Origin of the sequence: Streptomyces phytophilus (assembly GCF_013870535.1) — a bacterium.
Lineage (GTDB): Bacteria > Actinomycetota > Actinomycetes > Streptomycetales > Streptomycetaceae > Streptomyces > Streptomyces phytophilus.
Map to the genome: position 1 here is coordinate 1 of NZ_JACBXC010000469.1, position 4315 is coordinate 4315.

General features: G+C 71.2%; 4 protein-coding genes. 1 reads left to right on the forward strand and 3 read right to left on the reverse strand.

The genetic code is table 11. From position 1 onward, the window contains the following. A partial coding sequence (locus tag H5J30_RS19400) for a response regulator (RefSeq protein WP_181788680.1) occupies window positions 1-623 on the forward strand: 623 nt, incomplete at its 5' end. Here the strand turns inward: H5J30_RS19400 and H5J30_RS19405 are convergent. From H5J30_RS19405 to H5J30_RS19415, 3 genes are all read right to left on the reverse strand, one after another. After that, window positions 610-1662 (reverse strand): type II toxin-antitoxin system Phd/YefM family antitoxin, encoded by a 1053-nt coding sequence (locus H5J30_RS19405; protein WP_181788681.1) that lies wholly within the window; start codon window positions 1660-1662, stop codon window positions 610-612. The genes H5J30_RS19400 and H5J30_RS19405 overlap by 14 nt on opposite strands. Window positions 1663-1699: 37 nt before the next feature. Next, window positions 1700-3202, reverse strand: coding sequence for an NCS2 family permease (locus H5J30_RS19410; RefSeq protein WP_220189105.1), 1503 nt, complete (start codon window positions 3200-3202; stop codon window positions 1700-1702). Between the two features lie 116 nt (window positions 3203-3318). Next, on the reverse strand, window positions 3319-4315 hold a 997-nt coding region (locus tag H5J30_RS19415), incomplete at its 5' end, for a pectate lyase family protein (protein ID WP_181788683.1).

Here is a 4315-nt window from a genome sequence, read left to right on the forward strand (position 1 = left end):
ACGACGAGCGCATGGTGCGTACCGCCCTGCGCGCGATCCTCAGCGCGGAGGACGACCTCGACGTCGTCGGCGAGGCCGCGACCGGCGCCGAGGCGGTGTCCCTGGTGCGGCGGCTGGAGCCCGACGTCGTGCTGATGGACGTACGCATGCCGGACGTCGACGGCATCCGCGCCACCGAGCAGCTCCTGCGCACCATGGCCGCGCCGCCGCGCATCGTCGTCGTCACGACCTTCGAGAACGACTCGTACGTCTACGACGCGCTCCGCGCCGGCGCCGCGGGCTTCCTGCTCAAACGCTCGGCCGCCGCCGACCTCGTCCAGGCCGTACGCCTCGTGGCCCGCACCGACTCCCTCCTCTTCCCCGCCGCCGTCCGCGCCCTCGCCGCCGAACACGCCAGGTCCCACCGCACCACCGCGCTCCGCGCGCGGCTCACCGACCGCGAGGCGGACGTGCTGCGGCTGATGGCGCGGGGGTTGGCCAACGCGGAGATCGCCACCCGGCTGGACATCGGCGCGGCGACGGTGAAGTCGCATGTCGCCGCGGTGCTCGCCAAGCTGGGCGCGCGCGACCGGACGCAGGCGGTGATCGCCGCGTACGAGTCGGGCTTCGTCACCCCGGGGTGAGGAGCCGGGCGCAGCGCACCTTTCCCTCGGTGATGCCCTGCTTGGGGAGGGCCAGGCCGAAGGCGCCTTCCAGCCCGGCGAAGAACAGCTCGACGGGGTCGGTCCACAGGGCCAGTTCCTCGGCGCGGCGGATGTGCGGGTTGAGGAAGCCGAGCGGCGCGTCGGGGACGAAGGGCATTTCGCCGGGGGTGTACCAGTTGATCTCGTACGCGTCCCGCAGCGGCACGGTGTCGTCCTCGGTCGGGAAGGGGTTCTGGTACTCGCTGCCCCTGCAGTAGTCGAAGTTGTACATGGCCTTGCCCGCGCACGAGACCAGCTTGATCCGCTCCACGGGCGGTGGGGAGAGCCGGCCGCCGTAGTCGTCGAAGAGATATCCCAGCCACGTCCACGCGCCCACCTCCCCGAACGCGATCACCTTCATGAACTCCTCGGTGCCGTCGCGCCGATCCATCTCCCACACCTCGTGCAGCAGCAGCCCTTCGGCGACGTCCCGGGGGTCGGCCCCGTAGGCGAGGGCGACGTCCTCGGGCCTGCGGCCCCTGACGAAGTCGAGCACACTGAAGGGCTCGTCCTCCAGCCAGGAGCCGCCGATCCAGGCGATGCCGTCGCCGACGGCGGGCTGGCGCGCGAGGAACTCCTCGAACGACTCCGCCTGCTTGGGCAACATGTAGCTTTGGCGCAGGTTGCGTCCGGTGTCCTCGATCCACTCCAACTCCGCCACCGACTTCAGCTCCGCCACCACCGCATGGTCCCGCACGAACGTCATCCGCACGCCGTCGGCGTGCATGAACCGGGTGTACGGGCCCTGCTCCTCGGGGCCGAGCGTTCGCCACCGCCCGGCCGTGGGCCGGGGCCGTACGCCGTTGCTGCCGTGGGCCCGCTGGGCGAAGTGCTCCAGCTCCGCCAGCTCGCCCGCCGCCACCAGCACCCGCGCCGGCTCGCCGCCGTCCGTGATCCGCACCCGCTCGCCGGTCTCCGCGACCCGGCCGACGGCCTGCTCGAAGTCCGAGACGAAATCGCTCAGTTCGACGCTGTCCATGCCGGCGCACGCTACCGGCCGGGTCTGACAACGGGCCTCAGACCCCGAGCAGGTCCTCGATCGGCTCGATCGCGAAGTAGATCACGAACAGCACCGACACCGCCCACATCAGGGGGTGCACCTTCCGGGCCCGGCCCATGACCGCCTGGAGGAGCACGTACGCGATGAAGCCGGCGCCCAGGCCGTTGGTGATGGAGTACGTGAAGGGCATCACGGCGATCGTGAGGAAGGCGGGGACGGCGATCTCGTAGCGGGTCCAGTCGATGTGGCGTACCTGCGTCATCAGCAGGAAGCCGACCGCGATGAGCGCGGGGGCCGCCGCCTGGGAGGGGACGACCAGGGCGAGCGGGGTGAAGAGGAGGGCCAGGGCGAAGAGTCCGCCGGTGACGAGGTTGGCCAGGCCGCTGCGGGCGCCCTCGCCGACGCCGGCGGCGGACTCGATGTAGCTGGTGTTGGAGGAGCCGGAGGCGGCGCCGCCGAAGACGGTGGCGAGGCCGTCGACGAAGAGGAGGCGGCCCAGGCGGGGGACGCGGCCCTGCTCGTCGAGGAGTCCGGCCTCGCTGGTGACGCCGACGGCGGTGCCCATGGTGTCGAAGAAGTCGGTGAGGAAGAGGGTGAAGACGAGCAGCACCACGGTCACCGCGCTGACCTCGTCGAACGCCCCGAAGAAGCTGAACTCGCCGAGCAGGCCGAAGTCCGGCGCCTCGACGACGTCACCGGGCCAGTCGGGGACGGTCAGGCCCCACGCCTCGTCGGCGATGTCCGCGACCGAGTTGATGACGATGGCCAGCACCGTCATCGCCAGGATGCTGATGAGGATGGCGCCCTTCACGCCCCGCGCGAGCAGCGACACGGTGAGCAGCACACCGGCGCAGAACACGACGACCGGCCAGCCGCTCAGCGACCCGCTGCTGCCGAGCTGGAGGGGGACGGTGGTGTCGGCGATGTCCGGGATGCGGGTGGCGAAGCCGGCGTCGATGAAGCCGATGAGCGCGATGAACATCCCGATGCCCACGCTGATCGCCACCTTGAGCGGCTGCGGGATGGCGTTCATGACGGCCTCGCGCACGCCGGTGGCGGCGAGCAGGCAGACGATGATGCCCTCCAGCACGATGAGCCCCATCGCGTCGGCCCAGGTCATCAGCGGCGCGATCTGGTACGCGACGACGGCGTTGATGCCGAGTCCGGCGGCCAGCGCGAGCGGGAGGTTGGCGGTCACGCCCATGAGCACGGTCATCACGGCGGCGACGAGCGCGGTGACAGTGACGAGCTGGCCGAAGTCGAGCTGGTTGCCGTACTTGTCCTCGGCGCCGCTCAGGATGATCGGGTTGAGCACGAGGATGTACGCCATCGTGAAGAACGTGGCGAGCCCGCCGCGTATCTCCCGGCCGACGGTCGAGCCGCGTTCGCGGATCCGGAAGAAGCTCTCCAGGCGCGCAGAACTCGACGGCGGGTGAGGGGACTTGTCGGCAATCTTGTCGGACACGGGGGACTCCTGAGCAGGGACGGGGACGGTTGCCGTGAGCACGGCAGGTGGCATTGTGCCTGCTGAGGCGCCTGATCAGGTTGAGCTTGTGTTACGCCTCGGCGGCGGACCCGCACAGGTCCGTGCCCTGCCCACGGACCGTCCCCGTCCGGTACCGGCCAGCCCCCCGGTCAGCGGATGCGGCCCGCGCCCGCGCGCGGGACGACCACGCCCGGCACCGCCCGCGGGTCGTCGACCCGGGTGCGGAGCGCCGGGGTCCAGCCGGCGTCCCGTTGCAGCGGGGTGTCCGGGTTGTCCGCGTTGTGGGCGGCGACGAGGTCGGTCTCGGCGCCGTTGACGTGGTTGCGTACCGCCGTCAGCGGGGCCTCGCTCCACTTCTTCAGGATCCGGCCGGGGCCGACTCCCGGCGGGAGGCGGAAGGAGTTCTTCTCCGCCACGAGCCGCGACTCGAAGCCGATGCCGAAGGAGTACGCGTACGAGTCCTCGGCGATCACGTAGTGGTTGTTGTACGCGTCCACCCGGCCGAAGCGCACCCGCGGCGCCCGTTCGCCCACGTCCCGGAAGAGGTTGTGGTGGAGCGTCACCCGCAGCCTGCCGCGGTCCGTGTCGCCCGCCGCGTCGCTGTTGCCGATCATCAGGGTCTTGGCGTGGTCCTCGAAGACGTTCCAGGAGACGGTGACGAGGTCCGCGCCGCGCACGACGTCGAGTTCGCCGTCGTGCCGCTGGTACAGCTCGCCGTAGTGGCGCGGCAGGGAGCTGTCGGGGTGGCGGCCGTCGGTGAAGGTGTTGTGGTCCAGCCAGACGTGGGTGGAGCCGTGGACCACGGCCGCGTCGTACTCGGAGTTCCAGGCGCCCCGTTCGCCGTCCGTGGGGTCCCACTGCGGGAAGCAGTCGAGCGGGCTCTCCAGCGTGAGGTTGCGGACGATGACGTTGTCGGCGTCCTTGATCTGCAGGCTGGCGCCCCTGATGGCGGCGTTCCGGCCGACGCCGACGACGGTGGTGTCCGAGGGCACGTACGCCTGGATCGCCGCGGCCTGGTTGGCGGCGGAGGCGGCGCGGGCGTCTTCCTGGGGGCCGCTGACGGGGGTGTCGCGGCCCCAGACGGCGGGGTCGTAGTCGGCGAGATAGCGGTCGAAGTCGTAGCCGGGGGCCGCGTACGGCGCGCAG